Annotated in this window: 21 protein-coding genes; 11 read left to right on the top strand and 10 right to left on the bottom strand. The window is 70.4% G+C overall.

All coding sequences use genetic code 11. The features are described 5' to 3' along the window. The 5 genes from G3573_RS09425 to G3573_RS09445 all read right to left on the bottom strand — a co-directional run. A partial coding sequence (locus tag G3573_RS09425) for a folylpolyglutamate synthase/dihydrofolate synthase family protein (protein ID WP_163260835.1) occupies nucleotides 1-1,005 on the bottom strand: 1,005 nt, incomplete at its 3' end. 192 nt (nucleotides 1,006-1,197) lie between these two features. Next, nucleotides 1,198-2,127, bottom strand: a complete 930-nt coding sequence (accD, locus tag G3573_RS09430) for an acetyl-CoA carboxylase, carboxyltransferase subunit beta (protein WP_163260836.1) — start codon at nucleotides 2,125-2,127, stop codon at nucleotides 1,198-1,200. Between the two features lie 3 nt (nucleotides 2,128-2,130). Continuing rightward, a complete protein-coding gene (gene trpA / locus G3573_RS09435) occupies nucleotides 2,131-2,964 on the bottom strand; it encodes a tryptophan synthase subunit alpha (RefSeq protein ID WP_163260837.1) in 834 nt (277 codons plus the stop codon). After that, nucleotides 2,961-4,175 (bottom strand): tryptophan synthase subunit beta, encoded by a 1,215-nt coding sequence (gene trpB / locus G3573_RS09440; RefSeq protein ID WP_163260838.1) that lies wholly within the window; start codon nucleotides 4,173-4,175, stop codon nucleotides 2,961-2,963. The genes trpA and trpB overlap by 4 nt, the downstream gene beginning before the upstream one ends. 38 nt (nucleotides 4,176-4,213) lie before the next feature. Further along, nucleotides 4,214-4,858: a phosphoribosylanthranilate isomerase gene (locus G3573_RS09445; protein ID WP_163260854.1), complete on the bottom strand. Its 645-nt coding sequence runs from the start codon at nucleotides 4,856-4,858 to the stop codon at nucleotides 4,214-4,216. Between the two features lie 120 nt (nucleotides 4,859-4,978). On the opposite strand from G3573_RS09445, the gene G3573_RS09450 reads away from it, so the two are divergent. The 5 genes from G3573_RS09450 (at nucleotide 4,979) to rarD (ending at nucleotide 9,276) form a co-directional block, all read left to right on the top strand. Next, entirely contained in the window at nucleotides 4,979-5,458 is a 480-nt protein-coding gene (locus G3573_RS09450) for a hypothetical protein (RefSeq protein WP_163260839.1), read from the top strand. A gap of 116 nt (nucleotides 5,459-5,574) precedes the next feature. After that, the gene (locus G3573_RS09455; protein ID WP_163260840.1) at nucleotides 5,575-6,309 is read left to right on the top strand and encodes a TIGR02391 family protein; all 735 of its coding nucleotides are present in this window, start codon (nucleotides 5,575-5,577) and stop codon (nucleotides 6,307-6,309) included. Between the two features lie 109 nt (nucleotides 6,310-6,418). Next, nucleotides 6,419-7,132 (top strand): hypothetical protein, encoded by a 714-nt coding sequence (locus G3573_RS09460; RefSeq protein WP_163260841.1) that lies wholly within the window; start codon nucleotides 6,419-6,421, stop codon nucleotides 7,130-7,132. 156 nt (nucleotides 7,133-7,288) lie between these two features. Next, a complete protein-coding gene (locus tag G3573_RS09465) occupies nucleotides 7,289-8,317 on the top strand; it encodes an aspartate-semialdehyde dehydrogenase (protein ID WP_163260842.1) in 1,029 nt (342 codons plus the stop codon). Further along, nucleotides 8,314-9,276, top strand: coding sequence for an EamA family transporter RarD (rarD, locus tag G3573_RS09470; protein WP_163260843.1), 963 nt, complete (start codon nucleotides 8,314-8,316; stop codon nucleotides 9,274-9,276). Before G3573_RS09465 ends, rarD begins: the two co-directional genes overlap by 4 nt. A 182-nt stretch (nucleotides 9,277-9,458) precedes the next feature. On the opposite strand, the gene G3573_RS09475 is transcribed toward rarD, so the two are convergent. After that, entirely contained in the window at nucleotides 9,459-10,805 is a 1,347-nt protein-coding gene (locus G3573_RS09475; RefSeq protein WP_163260844.1) for an amidohydrolase family protein, read from the bottom strand. A gap of 244 nt (nucleotides 10,806-11,049) precedes the next feature. Between G3573_RS09475 and ahcY the strand changes: the two genes are divergently transcribed. The 4 genes from ahcY to G3573_RS09495 all read left to right on the top strand — a co-directional run bounded on the left by ahcY (nucleotide 11,050) and on the right by G3573_RS09495 (nucleotide 15,058). Beyond that, a complete protein-coding gene (gene ahcY, locus G3573_RS09480) occupies nucleotides 11,050-12,441 on the top strand; it encodes an adenosylhomocysteinase (protein ID WP_163260855.1) in 1,392 nt (463 codons plus the stop codon). A 129-nt stretch (nucleotides 12,442-12,570) separates the two neighbouring features. Beyond that, complete coding sequence (locus tag G3573_RS09485) at nucleotides 12,571-13,011, top strand: DUF805 domain-containing protein (RefSeq protein WP_163260845.1); 441 nt, start codon at nucleotides 12,571-12,573, stop codon at nucleotides 13,009-13,011. A 47-nt stretch (nucleotides 13,012-13,058) separates the two neighbouring features. After that, the gene (locus tag G3573_RS09490; RefSeq protein ID WP_163260846.1) at nucleotides 13,059-13,916 is read left to right on the top strand and encodes a bifunctional hydroxymethylpyrimidine kinase/phosphomethylpyrimidine kinase; all 858 of its coding nucleotides are present in this window, start codon (nucleotides 13,059-13,061) and stop codon (nucleotides 13,914-13,916) included. Between the two features lie 17 nt (nucleotides 13,917-13,933). Next, nucleotides 13,934-15,058: a serine hydrolase domain-containing protein gene (locus G3573_RS09495; RefSeq protein WP_163260847.1), complete on the top strand. Its 1,125-nt coding sequence runs from the start codon at nucleotides 13,934-13,936 to the stop codon at nucleotides 15,056-15,058. On the opposite strand, the gene G3573_RS09500 is transcribed toward G3573_RS09495, so the two are convergent. The 3 genes from G3573_RS09500 to G3573_RS09510 form a co-directional block, all read right to left on the bottom strand. Then, nucleotides 15,043-16,590 (bottom strand): DHA2 family efflux MFS transporter permease subunit, encoded by a 1,548-nt coding sequence (locus tag G3573_RS09500; RefSeq protein ID WP_163260848.1) that lies wholly within the window; start codon nucleotides 16,588-16,590, stop codon nucleotides 15,043-15,045. The genes G3573_RS09495 and G3573_RS09500 overlap by 16 nt on opposite strands. A 97-nt stretch (nucleotides 16,591-16,687) precedes the next feature. Further along, nucleotides 16,688-18,466, bottom strand: coding sequence for a hypothetical protein (locus G3573_RS09505; protein WP_163260849.1), 1,779 nt, complete (start codon nucleotides 18,464-18,466; stop codon nucleotides 16,688-16,690). A gap of 78 nt (nucleotides 18,467-18,544) precedes the next feature. Further along, complete coding sequence (locus G3573_RS09510) at nucleotides 18,545-20,260, bottom strand: M61 family metallopeptidase (RefSeq protein ID WP_163260850.1); 1,716 nt, start codon at nucleotides 20,258-20,260, stop codon at nucleotides 18,545-18,547. Nucleotides 20,261-20,362: 102 nt separating this feature from the next. Between G3573_RS09510 and bioB the strand changes: the two genes are divergently transcribed. After that, nucleotides 20,363-21,358: a biotin synthase BioB gene (gene bioB / locus G3573_RS09515; RefSeq protein ID WP_163260851.1), complete on the top strand. Its 996-nt coding sequence runs from the start codon at nucleotides 20,363-20,365 to the stop codon at nucleotides 21,356-21,358. 60 nt (nucleotides 21,359-21,418) lie between these two features. Beyond that, nucleotides 21,419-21,889, top strand: coding sequence for a surface-adhesin E family protein (locus G3573_RS09520; protein ID WP_163260852.1), 471 nt, complete (start codon nucleotides 21,419-21,421; stop codon nucleotides 21,887-21,889). Nucleotides 21,890-21,958: 69 nt separating this feature from the next. Here the strand turns inward: G3573_RS09520 and G3573_RS09525 are convergent. Further along, on the bottom strand, nucleotides 21,959-22,930 hold a 972-nt coding region (locus G3573_RS09525; RefSeq protein ID WP_163260853.1), incomplete at its 5' end, for a hypothetical protein.

Raw genomic sequence — 22,930 nt, forward strand, 5'->3', positions numbered from 1 at the left:
GCGGGTCAGGGCCGCCAGCGCGTCGGCGACCGCGCGGGCCGCGTGCGGGTTGTGGCCGCCGTCGAGATAGAGCTCCGCTCCGGCCGCCTGCGCGCGCTCGGCCAGCGGGCCGGCGGTCAGCTTCTGGAACCGGGCCGGCCACACGGCGGCGGTCAGGCCGCGCGCGATCGCGGCCTCGTCGATCCTGGGGTGGTTCAGCAGCACGGCGGCGGCGACGGCCGCGCCGGCGTTGTCGATCTGATGCGCGCCCGGCAGCGACGGCGTCGGCAGGTCCAGCAGCCGGTCGGCGCCCTGGAACACCAGGCCGCCGCGCTCAGGGTACGCGTCGAAGTCGCGGCCCAGCACGGTCAGGGGCGCGCCGATCCGCTCCGCCTGGGCTTCGATCACCGCGAAGGCGGCCTCGGACTGGCGACCGATCACGGCCGCCCCGCCGCGCTTGAGAATGCCTGCCTTCTCGGCGGCGACCTCCTCGATGGTGCCGCCCAGGAATTCGCGGTGGTCGAGGTCGACGGGGGCGATGACGCTGACGGCCGGGGCGCCGATGACGTTGGTGGCGTCGAGCTTGCCGCCCAGCCCGACCTCCAGGATGCACAGGTCGGCCGGGGTGTCGGCGAAGGCCACGAAGGCCGCGGCCGTCGTCACCTCGAAGAAGGTGATCGGTTCGCCGGCGTTGGCCTGCTCGACCCGGTCCAGCACGCCGGCCAGTTCGTCGTCGCCGATCAGCCGGCCGGCCACGCGGATGCGCTCGGCGAAGCGGACCAGGTGGGGCGAGGTGTAGACGTGGACCTTCAGGCCGGCGGCCTCGGCGATGGCGCGGATGAAGGCGACCGTCGAGCCCTTGCCGTTGGTGCCGGCCACGTGGACCACCGGCGGCAGCTTGCGCTCCGGATCACCCAGCGCGCTGCAAAGGCGCTGCATGCGCCCCAGCGACAGGTCGATCTTCTTCGGATGCAGCGCCTTCAGCCGCTCCAGCGCGGCGTCGTGGGGCAGGAGGCGGTCGGTCATGGGTCTCCTCCCCTGTGGAGCGCAGCGGAACGGGGGAGGGGGACCGCCGAAGGCGGTGGAGGGGGCGAACCGCCGCCCCGACCCGTTCGAGTTTAGCGAGATGTAGTCAAACGAAAGGGGGCGCGCACCGGCTCGCCCCCTCCACCACACTTCGTGTGGTCCCCCTCCCCCGCTTCGCAGGGGAGGAGAAAATCAAGCCGCCCGGCGCTTGCCGCCCAGCAGCATGCTCAGCACCGCGCCCAGCACGTCGCGCATTTCGTGGCGGTGGACGACGCGGTCGACCATGCCCTTCTCGACCAGGTACTCCGAACGCTGGAAGCCCGGCGGCAGCTTTTCGCGGATGGTCTGCTCGATCACGCGCGGGCCGGCGAAGCCGATCAGGGCGCCCGGCTCGGCGAACTGCACGTCGCCCAGCATGGCGTAGGAGGCGGTGACGCCGCCGGTGGTCGGGTCGGTCAGGACCACGACGTAAGGCAGCTGGGCGCGCTTCAGCTCCTGGATGGCCAGGGTGGTGCGGGCCATCTGCATCAGCGACAGGGCGCCTTCCTGCATGCGCGCGCCGCCGGCGGCGGTGTAGACCACCAGCGGGCAGTTGCGCTCGACCGCGGCCTGGGCGGCGGCGATGAAGCCCTCGCCCGCGGCCATGCCCAGCGAACCGCCCATGAAGGCGAAGTCCTGGACCAGCACGACGGTCTTCACGCCTTTGACGGTCCCATAGCCGATGGCCATGGCGTCCTGGGCGCCGGTCGCCTTGCGGGCGGCGGCCAGCCGCTCACGGTAGGGGCGGCCGTCGAAGAACTTCAGCGGATCTTCCGGAACCGGCGGGGTGGGCAGCTTTTCCCACTCGGCGCCGTCGAAGGTGTAGCGGAACCGGGCTTCCGAGCCGATCCGCATGTGCCGGCCGGACGGGGTGACCCACTGGGCCGCCTCCAGGTCCGGGCGGTAGATCATCTCGCCCGTGTCCGGGCACTTGACCCAGAGGTTCTCGGGCGTGTCGCGCTTGGCGAAAGCCTTGCGGACGCCGGGCGCGATCTTGGCCAGCCAGCCGCCGCGCTCACGGCGCTCGCCAGCCTTGGTCCCGCGTTCGCCGCCCTTGTCGTCGAATTTCTCGGCCATCACCATTCGTCAGGCCCCCGCCTTACTGACACGCGCAGACCGCACAGCCTTAGCCAATTCAGCGGCCCTTTCCACAACTTTCGGCGTCGCGGCTTCGTTCGCCGCCAGCGCCAGAGCGATCTCGTCCACCAGCGCCGAGCCGACCACCGCGGCGTCGGCCACCCGCGCCACTTCGGCGGCGCGTTCGGGCGTCTTGATGCCGAAGCCCACCGCAACCGGCAAGCCCGACGCCGCACGCACCCGCTCCACCGCGGGCGCCACGGCCGAGGCGTCGGCCTCGCGCACGCCGGTCACCCCGGCGACGGACACATAGTACACGAAGCCCGAGGTCCGGCGAACCACGACCGGCAGACGCTTGTCGTCGGTGGTCGGGGTGGCCAGGCGGATCAGGGAAATGCCGGCCGCGTCCAGTTCGTCGGCGAGCGGATCGGCCTCTTCCGGCGGACAGTCGACCACGATCAGGCCGTCCACGCCGGCCTCGGCCGCGTCCCGCGCGAACCGGGCGTAGCCGTAGGAGAAGAGCGGGTTCAGGTAGCCCATGAGCACCAGCGGCGTCTCGGCGTCCCCGTCACGGAAACGGCGAACCAGCGCCAGCGTTCCGGCCAGCGTCATGCCGGCCTTCAGCGCGCGCAGCGACGCCTTCTGGATCGGCGGGCCCTCGGCCATCGGATCGGAGAACGGGAAGCCCAGCTCGATCACGTCGGCGCCGGCCCCGACCAGGCCCTGCATGATCTCGAACGACGTGTCCGCGTCGGGGTCGCCGGCCATGACGTAGGCGACGAAGGCGGCGCGGCCCTCCGCCTTCAGGGCGGCGAAGCGCGTGTCCAGGCGCGTCTTGGTCAAAGCTTGGTCCCCAGCGCGTCGGCCACGGTGAAGATGTCCTTGTCGCCGCGGCCGGACATCATCAGCACCACCACGCCGTCCTTGCCGATCTCGCGGGCGACCTCGCCGACGCGGGCGATGGCGTGCGACGGCTCGAGCGCCGGAATGATACCCTCGAGCGAAGCGCACAGCTGGAAGGCTTCCAGCGCCTCGGTGTCGGTGGCCGACACGTACTCGGCCCGGCCGATGTCGTTCAGGTGCGCGTGCTCCGGCCCGATGCCCGGATAGTCCAGGCCGGCCGAGATCGAGTGCGCGTCGATGATCTGGCCGTCGGCGTCCTGCAGCAGGTAGGTCTTGTTGCCGTGCAGCACGCCCGGGCGGCCGCCCTTCAGCGAGGCGGCGTGGGCGCCGGTCTCGATGCCGTGGCCGGCGGCCTCGACCCCGATCAGGCGCACGCCCTCGTCCTCGATGAACGGGTGGAACAGGCCGATGGCGTTGGAGCCGCCGCCGATGCAGGCGACCACGGCGTCGGGCAGGCGCCCCTCGGCTTCCATGATCTGCTGCTTCACCTCGCGGCCGATCACCGTCTGGAAGTCGCGGACCATGGCCGGATAGGGGTGCGGGCCGGCGGCCGTGCCGATGATGTAGAAGGTGTCCGCGACGTTGGTCACCCAGTCACGCATGGCCTCGTTCATGGCGTCCTTGAGGGTGCCGGTGCCCGAGGTGACGGGGATCACTTCCGCGCCGAGCAGGCGCATGCGGAAGACGTTGGGCTTCTGCCGCTCGACGTCGGTGGCGCCCATGTAGACCACGCAGGGCAGGCCGAAGCGGGCGCAGACGGTGGCGGTCGCCACCCCGTGCTGGCCGGCGCCGGTCTCGGCGATGATACGGGTCTTGCCCATGCGCCGGGCCAGCAGGATCTGGCCCATGCAGTTGTTGATCTTGTGCGCGCCGGTGTGATTGAGCTCGTCGCGCTTGAAATAGATCTTTGCCCCGCCGAAGTGCTCGGTCAGGCGCTCGGCGAAGTACAGCGGGCTCGGCCGGCCCACATAGTGGGTCAGGAAGCCGCCCAGTTCGGCCTGGAACGCCGGGTCGGCCTTGGCCGCGGCGTAGGCGCGGTCCAGCTCCAGCACCAGCGGCATCAGGGTTTCGGCGACGTAACGGCCGCCGTAGTCGCCGAACCGGCCGTCAGCGTCCGGCCAGGCGTAGGCGTTGGAAAGCGATGCGTTCACGCGGTCTCTCGTCCTGGGCGCCCCCGCCCGAGCGAAGCTCAGATCCGACCCACGGCTTCGAGGAAAGCCTTGATCAGAGCTGGGTCTTTTAAGCCCGGCCCTCGTTCCACGCCAGAGGAAACGTCCACCATGGGCGCGCCCGAGGCGGACACGGCGTCAGCGACGTTCCAGGGATCCAGCCCGCCGGCCAGGAACCAGGGCCGGTCGAACCGGCGGCCCGACAGGATGGTCCAGTCGAACCGCGCGCCCACCCCGCCCGGCAGGTCGGAGTCCTTGGGCGGCTTGGCGTCGAACATCAGGTGCTCGACCACCGGCTGCCAGGCGCGCGCCGCCTCGACGTCCGAGCTGTCGGAAACGGACACGGCCTTGATGATCCCCGCCCCGGACCGGGCCGCGATCTCGCGCACCCGCGGCGGCTTCTCGGCCCCGTGCAGCTGGATCAGGTCGGGACGCAGGGTGCGGGCCACCGCGTCGACCTCGGCGTCGGAGGGATCGACCATGACGGCGACGACCTTCACGCCGCCGCGCTGGCGCACCGGCTCGACCAGGCGGGCGGCCACCTCCGGCGCGAGGTTGCGCGGGCTCTTCGGGAAGAACACGAAGCCGAGGTGCGCGGCGCGTCCGTCCACGGCGGCGCGCACGGCTTCCGGCGTGGACAGGCCGCAGATCTTGGCGAGGGTCATGCGCGCCTCCTGTCGCCCGGCCGCGCCTTCGTCAAGGCCGATCGCCGGATCGGGCGCGCGGGCGGCGAGCTTCGCCGCATCGGCCTTGTCGGCGAAGTCACACCACGCCAGCGTTCCGCCATGCTGCACGCCCTGCTCCTCGCCGCCACGGTCTCCGCCTCCCCCGCCTGCTCCACGCCCGAGCACCGGCAGCTCGACTTCTGGATCGGCCGCTGGACCGTGGTCGACGCCAAGACCGGCGCCGTCGCCGGCGAAAGCGTGGTCGAGCGCGCCTGGGAAGGCTGCGCCGTGCGCGAGGAGTTCAAGAGCCCGGACGGGTTCGTCGGCGGCAGCCTCAACGCCTGGGACAAGCCCGCCGGCCAGTGGCGGCAGTTCGGCGCGGGCTCGACCGGCGCGGTGCGGATGTTCGCCGGCCGCTGGACCGGCGAGGCGATGGAGCTGCATACGAGCCAGCCCCGCGCCGGCCAGAGCGACCTGCTGATCGTCATGCGCCTGCAGCCCCTGCCCGACGGCGGCCTGCGCCAGTGGTCCGACCTCTCGCGCGACGGCGGGGTCACCTGGAGCCCGCGCTACGACTATTTCTACCGCCCGAGGCCCTGACCCGCTTTTCGCGCGGCGCGTGCGAGCGCGCCCGAAACGGACACTTCCATACAGCCATAGATCGATCTGCGGGAATCGCCGACGGTGCCGGAAGCCCGGTCGCGCGACGAAAGCAGATGTACGAGCTTAGACGAGAGATCCCAGACGCCGACGTCCTGCTCGCCCTTCCTGCCGAAGAGTTGGCCGGCAAGGTGCTCTTCCTAATGAAGCGGCGGCAGGATCGAAGCCTGCACGCTGGCAACCTGACACTCGAGCTTGCGGATCAAGCCGGATCGCCGAGCCCGTACGACGGACGTGTGCGCGACGTTCAGGTCGCGTTGGCGGAAGCGATCGCCTGGCTACAAGGCCAAGCATTGCTTGTGCCGGAACCGGGCAACCACAACGGATGGCTTGTCCTCTCCAGGCGCGCGCGTGAAATGAAGGACGAGATTGATTTCTCGGCTTACCGCTCGGCGAGCCTTCTGCCCCGAGAGCTATTGCACCCCTCCATTCGCGAGCAGGTTTGGCTCTCGTTCGTGCGTGGCGACTATCCAACAGCCGTATTTCAAGCAATGCGCCAAGTGGAAATCGCCGTTCGAACCGCTAGCGGAGGCGACCCCGACGCCCCTGGTGTGCGGATGGCCCGGCGCGCCTTCAATCCTGAAGACGGCCCCCTTCGGGATGAACAAGCCGAGGCTGGAGAGCGGCAGGGAATGATGGACCTGTTCGCCGGCGCGCTAGGCGCGTTGAAGAACCCGCACTCGCATCGTGTGGTGAACTTCGACAGCCCGGCTGAGCCCATTGCGGTCATTCTCTTCGCTAGCCAACTCCTCCGCATCGTGGAGAACCGCGAAGCAGCTCGGTTGAGCTGAAACCCGAGAGCAGCTCGGTCACGGGCTAACCGCACAGCACCTCGCGCAACGACGTTCTCGCCGCCAGCCGCTCCTGCTAGTACCGGGCGGCCAGTGGCGGGAGGGGAGTATGGACGGAGAACGGAAGGGTCGTGCCCAACCCAAACGGACGACCGGGGAGATCGGCGGCACGAAGATCGTAAGCGATGAGAACGGGATCGAGACAGCAACGCTCATCCCCGTCGACCTTCCGACCGGCAAAGAGGCTCTCGAGAAATTCTTCGCGGACATCTTCGTCGACGCCTTCAACTCGCAACTGCCGCTCGGCCCCGGAGCATCGATCAGCAAGATCACTCAGAAGGACACGAGCGACCTCGATTTTGCGATCGAATGTCCGGCTGCGGATTATCTCGAACTCGCCGAGCTAACGCCGCTCGATCAGGAGTTCGGTCGGGCGATGAGGAGAACTGGAAAATTTAACATGTACACGTATGCCCGCTGGATCTACCTGCGGGTGATTAAGAAGAAGCAGATCAAGTATGGCCCCTCACTGGCCAAACGGGTCTTTCTTCTGCTCTACGTGAACGACACAATGTTCATGCCCACGCAGCAGACGATCATGTGCATTCAGAGCCTCTGCGCGAGAGATGGCTGCGACTTCTCGGGCGTTTTTATCCTTTTGACAAACGGCAGCGACCTTCGCTTCATCGAAATGGTCGTTCCGTACTCCGGCCCTTCGCTACCTCCGCCGAAAGCTTTCGATCGACCAGCGGCCAATTTGGTTCCGGGGCAAGCATCTTGGGTGGTGGACCTCAGTGACGTTCCCGGGGCGAGCCCCGACTGAGGCAAGACCAGCCCGTCTCCACTCGATGGCGAAGGGCCCCGAGGGACAATTTCTACCGCCCGAGCCCCTGACCCGCTTTTCGCGCGACACGCGTAGGCCTAAATGGGACCTCGGCCGCACCTCCCCGCGGCTCTCTCGCCTATTCAGGAGCCTTCCATGGGCTATCGGGTCGCCGTCGTGGGCGCCACCGGCAATGTCGGCCGGGAAATGATGAACATCCTCGAGGAGCTGGAATTCCCGGTCTCCGAAATCCACGCCGTGGCCTCGCGCCGCTCGCTCGGCGTCGAGGTCTCGTTCGGCGAGAAGATCCTGAAATGCCAGGACATCGAGCAGTTCGACTTCTCGAACGTCGACCTGGTCCTGATGAGCGCCGGCGGCGACGTCAGCCGCGCCTGGTCTGAAAAGATCGGCGCCCAGGGCCCGCTGGTGATCGACAACTCCTCGGCCTTCCGCATGGACCCGGACGTGCCGCTGATCGTGCCGGAGGTGAACCCGGACGCGATCGAGGACAGCTACCGCAAGAACATCATCGCCAACCCGAACTGCTCGACCGCCCAGCTGGTGGTGGCGCTGAAGCCGCTGCACGACGTCGCCCCGATCAAGCGGGTGGTGGTGTCGACCTACCAGTCGGTGTCGGGCGCGGGCAAAGCCGGCATGGACGAGCTGTGGGACCAGACCAAGGGCGTGTTCGTCCTGGGCGCCCCGCCGCCCAAGAAGTTCACCAAGCAGATCGCCTTCAACGTCATCCCGCACATCGACGTCTTCATGGACGACGGCTCCACCAAGGAAGAGTGGAAGATGGCGGTCGAGACCCAGAAGATCCTCGATCCGGCGATCCAGGTGACCGCCACCTGCGTGCGCGTGCCGGTGTTCGTCGGTCACTCCGAGGCGGTGAACCTCGAGTTCGCCAAGCCGCTGGACGAAGACGAAGCGCGCGACATCCTGCGCGCCGCGCCGGGCGTGGTGGTGATCGATAAGCGCGAGGACGGCGGCTACGTCACGCCGAAGGAAGCCCAGGGCGAGTTCCCGGTCTACGTCAGCCGTATCCGCAAGGATCCGACCATCGAGAACGGCCTGAACCTCTGGGTCGTCGCCGACAACCTGCGCAAGGGCGCGGCGCTGAACGCGATCCAGATCGCCGAGCTCGCCCACGAGCGCGGCCTGCTCAACCGGGCCATGGCGTGAGCGACGAGCACGCGCAGGCGCGCACGGCGCTGGTCGCCGGCGTCGCCTGCTACGCCCTCTGGGGGCTGGCGCCGCTGGTCTATCAGCCGATGGGCCGGGCCGGCGCCGACGCCTGGGAGATCATGGGCCACCGCGCCGTCTGGTCGGTGCTGTGGGCCGGCCTGCTGGTCGTGCTGGCCAAGCAGGGCCCGCAGGTCGTCCGGGTGCTGAAGACCCCGCGCGTGGTCGGCCTGCTGGCCGTCTCCACCGTGCTGATCGCCATCAACTGGACCCTGTTCGTGTGGGCGGTGAACTCCGGCCGCACGCTGGAGACCAGCCTCGGCTACTACCTCAACCCGCTGCTCAACATGGCGCTGGGCGCGTGGATGTTCCGGGAACGGATCGATCGGTTCGGCAAGGCCGCCATCGGCCTGGCGGCGGTCGGCGTGGTGTTCCAGGGCGTGGCGCTGGGCCACCTGCCGTGGGTGTCGCTAACGCTGGCGATCTCGTTCGCCGCCTACGGCGTGATCCGCAAGAAGGTGGCGGCCGAGGCGCAGACCGGGCTGTTCGTCGAGTGCCTGATCCTGACCCTGCCCGGCGCGCTGTATCTCGCCTGGCTGGAGGGCTCGGGCCAGGGCCACTTCACCCAGAGCGCCTCGGCCGCCTTCTGGCTGTCGCTTGCGGGGCCGATGACCGTGTTCCCGCTGGTGCTGTTCAGCTGGGCGGCGCGGCGCATGCCGCTGTCGACCATGGGCTTCCTGCAGTTCCTGGCCCCGACCATCAGCTTCTGCATCGGCGTCAGCCAGGGCGAGCACTTCACCCCGCTGCGGGCCGTGTCCTTCGGCTTCATCTGGCTGGGCGCGGGCGTGTTCGCCTACGGGGCCTGGCGCAAGGTGCGCGAGCGCAAGCTGGCGGCGGCGGCGATCGAGGCGGAGGGGGCGGCGGAAGCGGCGCCGGCGACGGGGCGACCGGCGGCTTAGCCCAGCGCGGCCAACCACATCGTCACCCTCGGGCTTGTCCCGAGGGCCCATTTGTCCGCTTCTTCCAAACTGAAAAGGAGGTCGCGACGGCGCCGTCGCGACCTCCCCATCAACCTTCGTACAGCTGAAGGATGGGCCCTCGGGACAAGCCCGAGGGTGACGATCCGTGGAAGCGGACGCGCTTACCGCGCGTCCTTGAACACCTTGCCGTCCTTCATCACGAAGCCGACCGACTTCAGCACCTTCACGTCGGCCAGCGGGTCGCCGGCCACCGCGATGAGGTCGGCGCGCTTGCCCGGCTCCAGCGAGCCGATCTCGGAGGACAGGCCCAGCAGGTCGGCGGCGTTGGTGGTGGCGGCCTGGATGGCCTCCGACGAGGTCAGGCCGTACTTGACCAGCAGTTCGAACTCGTCGGCGTTGCGGCCGTGCTTGGACACGCCGGCGTCGGTGCCGAAAGCGATCTTCACGCCGCGGTCGTGGGCCAGGGTCAGCGCCTTGCCGGTGATGCCGATGCGCCATTCGATCTTGGCCTTCACGGCCGGCTCGTAGGCGTTCGGGTCCTTGGCCAGGCGTTCCAGATAGCCGTTCACGGTCGACAGGGTCGGGACGTAGTAGGCGCCCGTCTTGAGGAACAGCTTCACGCTCTCCTCGTCCATCAGCGTGCCGTGCTCGATGGAGTCCGCGCCGTAGCGGAGCGCCAGCTTGATGCCGTCCGCGCCGTGGGCGTGCACGGCGACCTTCTTGCCGTACAGGTGCGCGGTCTCGATCAGGGTCTTGGCCTCGTCGTCGAACATCTGGGCGCCCAGGCCCGCGCCGACGCGGCTGTTCACGCCGCCGGTGGTGGCGATCTTGATGACGTCGGCGCCGCGGCCGATCTGCTTGCGCACCGCCTCGCGGCAGCTCTCCGGGCCGTCGCAGACGTTGTCGTGCGGGATGGCCTCGTAGAAGTCGTCCTTGAAGCCGAGGCGGCCGTCCATGTGGCCCGAGGTGGTCGAGATCGGGGTGCCCGCGTCGACGATGCGCGGCCCGGTGATGCGGCCGGCGGCGATCGCGTCGCGCAACGCCAGGGTCACGCCGTCCTCGTCGCCGAGGTTGCGCACCGTGGTGAAGCCGGCGGCGAGCGTCTTCTGGCCGTTCCACTCGGCCTCGTAGGCGAAGTCGGCGACCGAGTCGGTCATGCCGGCCAGCTGGCCCTCGACCCCGGCGCGGTCGGAGGTCAGGTGCACGTGGCTGTCGATCAGGCCCGGCAGGACGAAGCGGTCCTTCAGGTCGACGACCTTCACCGAGGCGGCGTCGGCGCCGAAAGCCTCGGGGCCGACGAAGCCGTCGCGCACGGCCTCGATCTTGCCGTTGCGGATCAGCACCGAGGCGTTGGTGCGCGGCGCCTGGCCCGGACGGTCAAGCAGCTTGCCGGCCTGGACGATGGTCAGCTGGTCGGCGGCGCTGGCGGCGCCGGCGGCGCCGGCGAGGCCGACGGACAGGACAGCGGCGATCGCGGCGGCGCAGGCCGCGCGGGCGGACAACTTCATGGGACTCCCCCTCGACGTATTGTTTTGCGGGAGACTAGCGCGGCCGGCGAAATGCGAAAGACGGTTTGACGACAAACCAACCGCGGCCGTTCGCGCCCGCGGCCGGCGAAATCATATAAAGATATCTTTATATCCCGATTGCCCGGCTCGGCGACGGCGGCTATAGACCCCGGACACCGTTTTTGCGCCGGAGGCCGGGATGACCGATTTCGCCGTGATGGACCGTACTGCGCCGGAGACCGCCGTGACCGACTACATCGTGAAGGACATCTCGCTCGCCGACTGGGGTCGCAAGGAGATCGAGATCGCCGAGACCGAGATGCCCGGCCTGATGGCGGTGCGCGCCGAGTACGGCAAGGCGCAGCCGCTGAAGGGCGCGCGCATCGCCGGCTCGCTGCACATGACCATCCAGACGGCGGTGCTGATCCAGACGCTGGAAGCGCTGGGCGCCGAAGTGCGCTGGGCCTCGTGCAACATCTTCTCGACCCAGGACCACGCCGCCGCCGCCATCGCCGCCGCCGGCACCCCGGTGTTCGCGATCAAGGGCGAGACGCTCTACGAGTACTGGGAATACGCCCACAAGATCTTCGAGTGGCACGACGGCGGCTACCCGAACCTGATCCTGGACGACGGCGGCGACGCCACCCTGCTGACCGTTCTGGGCCCGAAGGCCGAGAAGGATCCGTCGATCCTGAACAACCCGCAGAACGACGAGGAGGAAGCCCTCTTCGCCGTGATGAAACGCTACCTGGCCGAGAAGCCGGGCTTCTATTCGGCCATCCGCGCCGCCATCCAGGGCGTGTCGGAAGAGACCACGACCGGCGTGCACCGCCTGTACCAGCTGGCCGCCAAGGGCGAGCTGCCGTACCCGGCGATCAACGTGAACGACAGCGTCACCAAGTCGAAGTTCGACAACCTGTACGGCTGCCGCGAGAGCCTGGTGGACGCCATCCGCCGCGGCACCGACGTGATGCTGGCCGGCAAGGTGGCCGTGGTCTGCGGCTACGGCGACGTGGGCAAGGGCTCGGCCGCCTCGCTGCGCAACGGCGGCGCGCGCGTGATCGTCACCGAGATCGACCCGATCTGCGCCCTGCAGGCGGCGATGGAAGGCTATTCGGTCCAGACCCTGGACGACGCGGCCGAGCACGCCGACATCTTCGTCACCGCCACCGGCAACAAGGACGTCATCACCGTCGACCACATGCGGCGGATGAAGAACAACGCCATCGTCTGCAACATCGGCCACTTCGACTCTGAAATTCAGGTCGCCGGCCTGCGCAACTTCAAGTGGGACGAGATCAAGCCGCAGGTCCACCACGTGGAGTTCCCGGACGGCAAGAAGATCATCCTGCTGTCGGAAGGCCGCCTGGTGAACCTGGGCAACGCCACCGGCCACCCCTCGTTCGTCATGTCGGCCAGCTTCACCAACCAGACGCTGGCCCAGATCGAGCTGTGGACCAACATCAAGGCCTACGACAACCAGGTCTACACCCTGCCCAAGAAGCTGGACGAGAAGGTCGCGGCCCTGCACCTCGACAAGCTGGGCGTGAAGCTGACCAAGATGTCCAAGGACCAGGCCGACTACATCGGCGTGACGCCGGAAGGCCCGTTCAAGCCGGACCACTACCGCTACTAAGCGGCGCCGGAGCGAGCTTCGAAGGGCGCGGGGGGAGACCTCCGCGCCCTTTCTCGCATCCGGTGCAGACGTTGGACGAGCGGTGCGCGCGTGCTAGCGAAGACGTCGAGCTGCTCGGGGGAGGGGCGCATGTCCTTGATGTTTAAGCCGCTACGGCGCTACGCCGATTTCCAGGGGCGGGCCTGCCGCACGGAATTCTGGCTGTTCCAGCTGTTCATCATGATCCTGGCCATGGCCTTCGTGGCCGTCCTGGTGACCGTGACGATCATGAACCCGACGGAGAAGGGCGAAGAACCGCCGGTCGCCTTCACGGTGGCGGTGCTGGCCGCCGTCGTGACCTACCTGGCCCTGTTCATCCCGCGCCTGGCGCTGATCATCCGGCGGCTGCACGACAGCGACAACTCCGGCTTCTGGGTCCTTGTCAGCCTGATCCCGGGCCTCAGCGCGGTGATGCTGGTGTTCAGCCTGCTCCCCGGCACCGTCGGCCCGAACGGCCACGGCCCGGATCCGCGCGGCCGCGGCGCGCCGACCACCCGGCAGGCGACCATGACGCTGGATTCCGTCGCCTGAGCGAACACGGGGTGGCGCGCGCGGTTCTTACGGCTTAGCTGTCGGCCATGCCCCTCGCGCTCATCCTCTCCAGCTACGTGGCCGGCAGCCGGGTCGGCGGCATGGCCCAGGCGCTGGCGCTCGCGCCGTTCAAGGTCGACCCCGTGGTCGCGCCGACCGTGCTGTTCGGCCGTCACCCCGGCTGGGGACCGCCCGGCGGCGGGGCGGTCGGGGCCCAGACCTTCCGCGGCGTGGTCGAAGGCGTGGAGTCCAACGGGCTGCTGGCCCTGACCGACGTGCTGATCACCGGCTACTTCGCCTCGGCCGAACAGGTCTGGATCGCCGCCGAGGCCATCGACCGGGCCCGCGAGGCGACCCGCGACCCGCGCGCCTACGGCTCCCGCCTGACGGTGATCGTCGACCCCATCATGGGCGACGCCGACAAGGGCCTCTACGTGAAGGAGGAGGTCGCCCAGGCCATCGCGCTCGATCTGGTCCCGCGCGCCGACATCCTGACCCCCAACGTGTGGGAGCTGTCGCAGCTGACGGGCCTGGAGGCCGACTATCCGCGCGACATCGCCCAGATCGCGCGCACCCTGGACAAGCCGGTGCTGGTCACTTCCGTGCCGGTCGAGGACGACGACCAGATCGGGGTGCTCTACGTCGATCGCGGCGCGTCCCTGCTGGCCTCGCACGCGCGCCTTCCGGACATCCCCCGCGGCACCGGCGACCTCATGACCGCCCTGTTCGGCGCGGCGATGGTCGAGGGGCTGGCCCCACACGACGCGCTCTATCGCGCCGTGCAGGGCGTGGCCGAAACGGCCGAGGCCTGCGTCGCCTGGAAGGCCTTCGAGCTGCCGATCGTGGCGTTGGGCGAGCGGCTGGCGCGACCGACCGCAAGCGTGCGAATAGAGACCCTCTCGTAAAGTCGGGCCCCTCCCCCATGACCGAAATCCACGGGACCTGTCCGGACCGCTTCGCGCGGGTGAAGGACGCCTTCGCCGCCAACTTCACTGAAGGCGCCGAGCTCGGCGCCCGCTTCGCCGTGGCCATCGACGGCCAGGTCGTGATCGACCTGTGGGGCGGCTACGCCGACCGGCCGAAGACGAAAGCCTTCGGGCCCGACACCCTGACGCCGGTGTTCTCGACCACCAAGGCGGTCACCGCCCTGATGATCGCCACCCTGGTGGAGCAGGGTAAGCTCGACTACGAGCAGCGCGTCGCCGAGCTGTGGCCGGAGTTCGGCCAGGCCGGCAAGGACCGCCTGACCGTCGCCCAGGTGATGTCGCACCAGGCCGGCCTGCCCGGTTTCGCCCGCAGCCAGGACCCGTCGATCTGGTTCGACCGCGAGGCGGTGCTGCGCGAGCTGTGCGCCCAGGCCCCGATGTGGGAGCCGGGCACGGCCTCCGGCTATCACCCGGTGACCATCGGCTACATCGCCGGCGAGATCTTCCGCCGCGCCGACGGGCGCAGCGTGGGCCAGGCGCTGCGCGAAGACTTCGCCGTGCCCTGCGGGCTGGACCTGTGGATCGGCCTGCCGGAGAGCGAGCACGCCCGCTGCGCCGACATGCAGAAGCCGCCGGCCGCGCCCAGCCTGGGCGAACTGGACCCGATCAAGACCGCCGCCTTCCTCGACAAGGGCTCCTCACCGGGCGGCAAGGGCACGGCCGAGTGGCGCAAGATCGAGATCCCCTCGGCCAACGGCCACGCCACGGCCCCGGCCCTGGCCCGCTTCATGAGCGTGATCGCCAACGGCGGGCGCATCGACGGCCGCCAGGTGCTGTCGCCCCCCACCCTGGCTCACGCCATCAAGGAGCGCATCTTCGGGCAGGACAAGGTGCTGCCCTACAAGCTGTCCTGGGCGGCCGGCTTCCTGCGCAACAAGGCGATCAAGATCTACGGCCCGGGCGAGCTGAGCGTCGGCCACTCCGGCTGGGGCGGGTCGTGCGCCTTCGCCGATCCGGAGACGCGGGTGTCGGGCGGCTACGTCATGAACAAGCAGTCGCCGCACCTGATCGGCGACCCGCGCGCGGTTCGCCTGATCGACGCCTTCTACGCCGCTCTTTGAGGGCGGCGAACGCCGGCCAGCGCCACGAAGGCGACCATGCCACCGGCCGCCGCGCAGCCGCCGGCGACGAACATGACCGTGCGGATGGCGGCGTGGAACTCGTCCATCGAGCCTGACGCGCCCTGCGCCTGGCCGGCCATCACCGCCGACAGCTCGGCGCGCGCCTTCGCGGGATCGCCGCCGCGGACGGCCACCGCGCGGGTGAAGCTCACCGACAGCACGATGCCCAGCACGGCGACGGCCAGCAGGCCCGCGACCCGGGCCACCGCGTTGTTCACCCCCGAGGCCAGGCCGGCGTGGCGCGGCTCGACCGCCCCCATCACCGTGGCGGTCAGCGGCGCGACCGCCGTGGTCACGCCCACCGCCATGACCAGAAGCGCGGGCAATAGGCGGGTCAGGTAGGGCGCGCCGGGCTCGACCAGGCCGATCAGGAACAGACCCGCGCCGGCCACGATCGGCCCGACCGTCAGCTGCAGCCTGGGGCCGATGCGGTCGCCCAGCCGCCCGGCCAGCGGCGAGAACACGCCCATCACCGCCGAGAACGGCAGCAGGGCCGCGCCGGCCTGGGTGGCGCTGTAGCCGGAGCTCCTGATCAGGTCGTAGGGCAGGAAGAACAGCGCCCCGCCCAGCGCGAAGTAGAGCAGCAAGGTCAAAAGGTTGGTCGCCGAGAAGGCGCGCGAGCGATAGAGCGACAGCGGCATCATCGGCTGGCGCTCGCGCGCCTGCGCCAGCAGGAAGCCGGCGAACAGGAGGACGCCGCCGGCCAGGGCGGCGAGCACCACGGGATCGCCGAAGCCCCGGTCCGGCGCGGCCGTCAGGCCCCAGGTCAGGGCGCCCAGCCCGCCGGCCGCCAGGCCCGCGCCCAGCAGGTCCAGCCGCCCGGCCTCCGGATCGCGGCTCTCCGGCACGAAGCGCAGGGTCAGCAGGACCGCGACGGCGGCGACCGGCAGGTTGATCAGGAACACCGCCCGCCACGAGATCGCGTCGGTCAGCCAGCCGCCCAGCGGCGGCCCCAGCGCCGAGGTGAGCGAGGCGAACCCGGCCCAGGCCCCGAACGCCCGCCCCCGCTCGTTCTCGGGGAAGGCCGCGCCCAGCAAGGCGAGGCTCGCGGGCGTGAGCAGGGCCGCGCCGAAGCCCTGCAACGCGCGCGCGGCGATCAGTAGGCCCGAGCTCGGCGCCAGGCCGCAGGCGGCCGAGGCCGCGGCGAAAATCCCGATGCCGACCAGGAACACCCGCCTCCGCCCGAACCGGTCGCCGGCCGCGCCGCCGATCAGCACGAAGGCGCCCAGCACCAGCAGGTAGGCGTTGACGATCCACTGGGCGCCGGCCGCGCCGGCCGCCAGGTCCCGCTGGATCTGCGGCAGGGCCACGCCCACCACCGAGCTGTCGATGAAGGCCAGGCTCGACCCCAGCACCGAGGCGCCCAGCACCAGGCGCTTGCGCCCCGGCGACAGGGCCGCTTCCGTCGCGGACGGCGGGGGCGCCGCCTGGACGACGCCGCGATCGCAGGGCGGGCGGCTGGGACCGTACATCCGCCATCAAGCGCGCCGACGCGCGCCGGGTTGCAGACATGCGAAGGCCCTCCCCGCCGGGCGGAGAGGGCCTTCAGTCGTTCACTGCCGCTCGGCTTTAAGCGCCGGCGCGGGTGGTGCGCGTGCCGCTCTGCAGCGCCGGGCCGACATAGCCGGCCATGGAGGCGGCGCAGGCGGCCCGCTTCTCGGGCGTCATGTTCGGAGCCAGCTCGATCTCCTGCAGGGTCATGGTCTGGCGGCCCTCGGGCTTGTAGCGGATCACCCGCTCGCCCTGGGCGTCGCTGACCCGGTAGATCAGGTCGACCCGCGAGTCGCCGTTCTGCCCGCCCTCGCGCTTGAGGATGCGCATGCCGTTGCGCAGGCCCGCGGCGTAGGCCGGGCCGGCCGGATCGACGCCGTCGACGACGCCGAAGCGGGCGCTGGTCTTGGCGGTGTCGAAGCCGCGGTCGAACACCGGCGACTGGACGGTGCGGACCTGGGCGCAGTCGCCGAACAGGTCGGCCGGCAGCAGCACCCGCCCGCCGTTGTCGACGTAGTTGCCGACGTCCTTCATCAGCGAGCCGCCGCCGAGCGCCGGATAGGCCGCCTCCAGGCGGGCGATGGCGCCGCCCTCACGGCCGCGCATGGCGCGCACCACGTCGTCCAAGCCCTTCTGCCCGCCGGTCGCCTGGCGCAGGCGATGGTCCCAGGTCGCGGCCAGCAGCAGGCCGCGCTGATAGGGCTGGTCGGCCATGGCCCGGTCGGTCCAGTAGGCCTTGGCGATCTGGGCGTTGGTCGCGCCCAGCGCTGGCGAGGCCGAATAGTTGCGCAGGATGCGGTTGAAGTCGGTGACGAACTCTTCGGGGCTGTACACGCCGGCCCGCAGCAGCAGGCGCAGGGTGTAGAAGTCGGTGAAGCCCTCGCTGAACCAGTAGTCCAGCGGCTCTTCCTCCCCCCCGCGCACGCCGCCGAAGCGGGCCGGGAACCAGGTGTGCTGGTGCTCGTGCGCCAGGATGTGCTTCAGCGTCGTCAGTTCGACGTTCGGCGTGGCCCACAGGGCGAAGGAGTCGCCCAGGCCCAGGCCGTACTGCACGGTCGAGCCGCCCGGCGCGTTCAGCGGGGTCAGGGCGACGAAGAAGTCCTCGCCCTTGTCACCCCAGAATTGCGACGAGGCCTCGGCGATCTTGCCGGCCAGGTCGGCCATGTTGGCTTCCGTGAAGCGCCATTGGCCGCTCGGGATGACCACGCGCAGACGGCCGCCGGCCACCTGGCGCTCGGTCACCTGCAGGCCCTCGCCGCCGACCAGCACGCTGTCCAGCAGGTCGATCATGCGCCGGCCGTTCGGGGCGGCGTGGTCGAGGTCCGACGCCTGGGCCCAGCCGGCCGGCGCCGCGCCCCAGGAGAAGCTGACCGGGTCGTTGACCCGACCCTTCACCTCGCCGAACAGGGTCCAGCCGACGCTGGAGAACCACTTCGGCCGGGTGATCGCGCGGAACGGCGGGCCGTTGGGGCTCACCGCCGGATCGCCGGCGAAGTCCTGGACCACGCGGTAGCGCAGCACCACCGGCGCGTTGGGCGCGTGGCGCAGCACGACCTCGGCCGGGCCGTTCATGGTCAGGGTCGCGCCCTCGGCCCGCAGGTCGTGCACGGCCTTGTACAGCTCGTGCGCGCCGGACCACTCGTTGGGCATGGCGATCTTGGTCTCGCCGTCGGCGTCGCCCTGCAGCTTCACCTCGACCGCGAGGTCGCGCAGGGTCCCGTCCACCGTTTCGGGCGTGACCGTGTAATGGGTCGGCTGCGGCGGAACGGCCTGAGCCGAACCCGCCGTCAGGGCGAAGCCGCCGACGGCGGCGAGAAGGATGCGCTTGGCGTCGAAACGCCCCCGGAACAACGTCATGCCGGGACGATACCGACGATCGTATTCCAAAGGTCTGTGACGCGGCGCCGCTGCGACAACCCGTGCAGGGCTTGGGTTTCAGGCTCCCGACATGGTCCGCGCGCAGGCCGCGCGGGCGGCCTCGTCGAGGCCGGGGGCCAGCACCACCGTCTGGCGGGTGACCTCGCCCTTTCCGACCGGCTGGAAGCGGATCAGCCGCTCGCCGGCACCGTCGGACACCCGCAGCACGTACTCCACGCGGGAGTCGCCAGGCTGTCCGCCCTCCCGTTTCACCAGCTTCATGCCCTCGCGCAGGCCCGCGGCGTAGGCGGGGCTGTCGGCCCTGAGGCCGGTGATGACGTTGCCGGCCGCCGCCGTCTTCTCCGCGTCGAAGCCGCGGTCGAAGGCCGGGAAGGTCTCGGTGCGGATCTCGGCGCAGGCCCCGAACAGGTCGGCCGGCAGCAGCACCGCCGCGCCGTCCGTCACGTACCGCGCATAGTCGGCCGAGAGGTCGACCCCGGACATCTCTCTGTAGGTGGCGAAGAACCGATCGGGCGCGAACGTGGCGCCGGCGCCGTCAGCGCGCGCGCCGTCGCGCATGCGCAGAAGCACGTCGTCCATGTCGAGGCGCCCGCCGCTGGCCTCGCGCAAGCGCCGGTCCCAGGTCCAGGCCAGCAGCATGCCCCGCTGGTAGGGCAGCTTCTCCACCGCGTAGTCGGTCCAGAAGTCGGCCACGACGCGCGTGTTCGGCGCCGTGCGCACGGGCGAGGCCGCATAGGCGGCGAGCGTCTCGTTCAGGCGCGCCACGAACTCCTCCGGCGACCACACGCCCGACCGCAGCAGGCTCCGGTAGGACTGGAAGTCGGTGAAGCCCTCGCTGAACCAGTAGGCCGACGGCTCCTGCGCGCCCTCGGGCATGCGCCCGAGGGCCCGCGGCACCCAGGTGTGGCTGTGCTCGTGGGCCAGCAGATAGCGATAGGCGGCCAGATCGACGTTGGCGGTCCCGTACAGCGCGAAGCCGTCGGTGCGTCCGGTGCCCCGGTAGACGCTGCCCTGGGCTGCGTCCTCCAGCGGCGTCATGGCCACGAAGAAGGGCTCGGCCGTGTCGTTCCAGAAGCTCCGGTCCGCGCCGATGACCCGGGCGGCCAGGTCGGCGAGCTCGGCGTCGGTGAACAGCCGGCTCCCCCGCGCCGCCACCCGCAGACGCCCACCGGGAATGTCGCGCGCCTGCACCGTGACGTCGGCGCCGCCGAGCGACACGCTCTCCACCACGTCGTCGACCGACAGCGGCCGCCCCATGGCGCCGTGTTCGGCGTCGGACGCAGCGGTCCAGCCGCGCGGCAGCCTCCCCCACCTGAAGCTGGCCGAGCGGCCGGCGCTGTCGGCCGGAACGACGAACACCGTTTCGCCGAGCACGCTGAACCAGCCCGGGCGGACGATCGGCCGGTAGGGCGCGCGGGGATCGGCGGCGGCCCCGGAGGACACGCGATAGCGCACGGTCAGCGGCGCACCCGGCGCGTGCTTCAGGATGCGGGCCTGGGGGCCGTCTTCGGCCACGCTCGCGCCCGTGACGGTGAGGCCTGTCAGCCGCCGCCACAGCTCCGTCTCCCCGCCCCACTCATTCGGCAATTCCAGGCGCGTCTCCCCGTCCGCGTCGCCGCGGAACCGAATTTCGATCTCCAGGGCCTGCAGGTCCGCGCCCTGCATCACCGGCGTCACCTGGTAGCGCACCGGCTCGGTTTCAGGCGGTCGGGCCGCGGCGCTGGTGGTGAGCACGGCCGCCGCCAGCAGGACGGCCCGGAACGACGCGGACATTGCTTCCCCCTTGTGTCGCGAAGCCTCGGCGGCCATCAAAGCGCCCGAACGTCGGCGTGTCAGCTTAACAGTACGACAGCCTGCGCTTTAGGAGCTCAGCCGATGACCGCCCGCGACACCGCCCTGCCCCGCCACGACTGGACGCTCGCCGAGGTGGAGGCGCTGTTCGACCTGCCGTTCATGGAGCTGGTGTTCCAGGCGGCGAGCGTGCACCGGCGCTGGTTCGACCCGAACGAGGTGCAGCTGTCGCAGCTGCTGTCGGTGAAGACCGGCGGCTGCGCCGAGAACTGCGGCTATTGCAGCCAGTCTGCGTCGTTCGACACCGGCCTGAAGGCGACCAAGCTGATGGAGCCCGAGGCGGTGATCGCCGCGGCCAGGCGCGCCCGCGAGGGCGGCGCCCAGCGCTTCTGCATGGGCGCGGCCTGGCGCGAGGTGAAGGACCGCGACCTGCCGAAGCTGGAAGCCATGATCTCCGGCGTGAAGGCGCTGGGCATGGAGACCTGCGCGACGCTGGGCATGTGCACGCCCGACCAGGCCAAGACCCTGAAGGCGGCCGGCCTCGACTACTACAACCACAACCTGGACACCGGCCCGGAGTACTACGCCGAGGTGGTCACCACCCGCACCTATCAGGACCGGCTGGACACCCTGTCGGCGGTGCGCGAGGCGGGCATGTCGACCTGCTGCGGCGGCATCGTCGGCATGGGCGAAAAGCGCCGCGACCGCGCCGGCCTGCTGCATTCGCTGGCCACCCTGCCGGCCCATCCGGACAGTCTGCCGGTCAACGCCCTGGTGCCGATCGCCAACACCCCGCTGGGCGCCAAGGCCAAGCGCGAGGGCGAGATCGACCCGATCGAGTTCGTGCGAACGGTGGCGGTCGCCCGCCTGGTCTGCCCCAAGGCCATGGTGCGCCTGTCGGCCGGCCGCGAGGGCATGACCCGCGAACTGCAGGCCCTGTGCTTCCTGGCCGGGGCCAATTCGATCTTCGTCGGCGGCAAGCTGCTGACCACGCCGCTGCCGGACATGGACGAGGACAGCCGTCTGTTCGCCGACCTCGGCCTGCGGCCGATGGGGGCGAAGACGGGAGCGGCGGCGTAAGCGGCGCCGTTGCGAGAACGCCGGTACCGGTCATACTCACGCGACCTTCCGGAGTCCGCCATGAGATCCGTCGTTCTCAGCTTCGCCCTGGCTTGCGCCCTGTTCGCCGGTCCGGCCCTAGCCGAGGATTGGCAGTTCGTCACCATGAACAAGAACCGCCTCACGGCGCTGGATCTGGACGCGCTCGAGCGGACCAGCGACGGCGTGGTCAGGGTGCGCGTCGTCCACGTCAATCGTCCGGGCGCCTACGTGCCTGAGGGCGTGGAAGCCTTCGGGCATATGATCACGACGGCCGAGTTGGATTGCCGGGCCAACACCCAGCGGCTGCTGACCATGGGGACCTACCGGCCGGACGGCTCGTTGATCCGTGTCGATCCGTTGAAGCTCGACTGGCAGACGAACTCGCCGGGCAGCGTCGGCGAATTGATCCAGGCCTTCGCCTGTGGCGAACGGGCGCCCGACGAGTACCGCCTGATTAACATCCAGGAACTCTATGACGTGATCGCCGAAGCTGAGCGATCGAAGAAGTAGCCGACCTCAGTCAGACCCAGGGCCTCCGACGCGGCCTTCCCGCCTCGCCCCCAAGCGCAACGTCAAGGCTCAGACCTCCGACATGACTTCGCCGCGACGCCAGTCGCAGGCCAGCTCCAGGGCGGCGAGCGCGGCCGCCTCGGGATCCGTTTCGGCGTCCAGGGCGGCGGCGGCCCGAGCGAAGTGGGCGCGCATGGCTTCGCCCCGTCCGGCGGCGGCGGCGAACAGGCCCAGCTCCCGCTCGCGGAACACCTCGGGTTCGTCGAAGCCGTCCCGCGCGGCGGTGAGCGCCTCGTAGAGCTCGCCCGCGCCCGCCCGGTCCCCGGCCGCGATCAGCGCCGCCTTGATTTCGTCCAGGCCGGCCAGGTCCTGCTCGGCGATCACCCAGCCGATGTCGGGCGTCTCCACCCCGGTCTCGTTCGCGTCGCGCCAGCGGTCCATGGCCCGGATGCGGCCGGTCGCCAGCGCCTCGTCCACCCGTCCGGCCCGATACAGGGCCCGCGCCGGCGCGACACGCAGGAAATGCAGGTGGCTTTCGGCGTCGGGATAGCCAGCCTCGATCCGGCGGGTCCATTTGGCGATCAGCGGATCGATGACCTGCAGGCCCTCGCGGCCGGCGGCGTCGGCCGCGTCGAAGTCGCCGGCGATGCGGAAGGCGTCAGACGCCAGAGCCGCCCAGTCGGCGCGCGTCTCAGTCCCCTCGTGCGCCAGCGGCGCGCGGGACCGCTCCAGATAGAGCGCGGCCAGGAAGCGCACGTCGGCCTGCGCGCCCGCGCCGGCCAGCGCCCGGAGGAACCTGGTCACCTCCTCCGGCCAGACGGCGTGGGCGGCGCTGGTCTGGGCCAGGTCGTGCTGGAGCCAGCGCACGACCGCCGTGACAGCCGCCGGGTCCGCCCCGCGGGCCAGCCGCGCCACGGCGATCCGGGCCGCCAGGCGCAGGTCCCCATTGGCCGGCATGAGCCGGCTCGCCTCGTCGATCTCGTCGCGCCACAGCAGCCGTTCGGCCACGTGGGCGCGCACGTCCGGACCGGCGTCGCCGCG

It is taken from the genome of Caulobacter sp. 17J65-9 (assembly GCF_010975005.1).
In the GTDB taxonomy this organism is placed as follows: domain Bacteria; phylum Pseudomonadota; class Alphaproteobacteria; order Caulobacterales; family Caulobacteraceae; genus 17J80-11.

Excerpts from the sequence above, each read along its gene's own strand:
- accD (WP_163260836.1), bottom strand. The coding sequence starts at position 2,127 with ATGGTGATGGCCGAGAAATTCGACGACAAGGGCGGCGAACGCGGGACC.
- G3573_RS09445 (WP_163260854.1), bottom strand. The coding sequence starts at position 4,858 with ATGACCCTCGCCAAGATCTGCGGCCTGTCCACGCCGGAAGCCGTGCGC.
- G3573_RS09450 (WP_163260839.1), top strand. The coding sequence starts at position 4,979 with ATGCTGCACGCCCTGCTCCTCGCCGCCACGGTCTCCGCCTCCCCCGCC.
- G3573_RS09455 (WP_163260840.1), top strand. The coding sequence starts at position 5,575 with ATGTACGAGCTTAGACGAGAGATCCCAGACGCCGACGTCCTGCTCGCC.
- G3573_RS09460 (WP_163260841.1), top strand. The coding sequence starts at position 6,419 with ATGGACGGAGAACGGAAGGGTCGTGCCCAACCCAAACGGACGACCGGG.
- G3573_RS09465 (WP_163260842.1), top strand. The coding sequence starts at position 7,289 with ATGGGCTATCGGGTCGCCGTCGTGGGCGCCACCGGCAATGTCGGCCGG.
- G3573_RS09475 (WP_163260844.1), bottom strand. The coding sequence starts at position 10,805 with ATGAAGTTGTCCGCCCGCGCGGCCTGCGCCGCCGCGATCGCCGCTGTC.
- G3573_RS09485 (WP_163260845.1), top strand. The coding sequence starts at position 12,571 with ATGTCCTTGATGTTTAAGCCGCTACGGCGCTACGCCGATTTCCAGGGG.
- G3573_RS09490 (WP_163260846.1), top strand. The coding sequence starts at position 13,059 with ATGCCCCTCGCGCTCATCCTCTCCAGCTACGTGGCCGGCAGCCGGGTC.
- G3573_RS09495 (WP_163260847.1), top strand. The coding sequence starts at position 13,934 with ATGACCGAAATCCACGGGACCTGTCCGGACCGCTTCGCGCGGGTGAAG.
- G3573_RS09500 (WP_163260848.1), bottom strand. The coding sequence starts at position 16,590 with ATGTACGGTCCCAGCCGCCCGCCCTGCGATCGCGGCGTCGTCCAGGCG.
- G3573_RS09505 (WP_163260849.1), bottom strand. The coding sequence starts at position 18,466 with ATGACGTTGTTCCGGGGGCGTTTCGACGCCAAGCGCATCCTTCTCGCC.
- G3573_RS09510 (WP_163260850.1), bottom strand. The coding sequence starts at position 20,260 with ATGTCCGCGTCGTTCCGGGCCGTCCTGCTGGCGGCGGCCGTGCTCACC.
- bioB (WP_163260851.1), top strand. The coding sequence starts at position 20,363 with ATGACCGCCCGCGACACCGCCCTGCCCCGCCACGACTGGACGCTCGCC.
- G3573_RS09520 (WP_163260852.1), top strand. The coding sequence starts at position 21,419 with ATGAGATCCGTCGTTCTCAGCTTCGCCCTGGCTTGCGCCCTGTTCGCC.